Annotated in this window: 1 protein-coding gene; it reads right to left on the bottom strand. The window is 49.1% G+C overall.

From position 1 onward, the window contains the following. Nucleotides 1-102: 102 nt before the first annotated feature. Nucleotides 103-369 (bottom strand): ATP-binding protein (locus tag AAY72_RS09930; protein ID WP_197408400.1); only part of this gene is annotated, 267 nt, incomplete at its 5' end.

Genomic DNA, 369 nt, shown 5'->3' with positions numbered 1-369 from the left:
TTGCGTATTTCGGTTTGTCCGGCCACCTGTTCCGGTTTCATCCGGCCAGGCGTTTCGGTGTGATCCGGCCAGCATGATCTGACCTTCGTTTATCCTCTCTTTTTACCCGACTTCTTCACCCTGAACCAGTGTTTTTTTACGTTGTGACTCACCTGTTAATTCCAGCCGGTGGGCGTTGTGGATCACTCTGTCTAACAGCGCATCTGCAACAGTCGGGTTATCCATTAAGCCATACCACTCTGAGACCGGTAATTGACTGACGATAATCGTGCTGCGTTGCTCATAGCGATCTTCAATTACATCCAATAAATCGCTGACTTGCTTCCCCTTAAATCCCTCAAGGCCCCAGTCATCCAGGATCAACATATC

The sequence above is a fragment of the Alishewanella sp. WH16-1 genome, from assembly GCF_001441695.1.
GTDB lineage: Bacteria > Pseudomonadota > Gammaproteobacteria > Enterobacterales > Alteromonadaceae > Alishewanella > Alishewanella agri.
The sequence above is the reverse complement of the archived record's forward strand: the minus strand, read 5'-3'. Positions and strand labels throughout refer to the sequence as shown.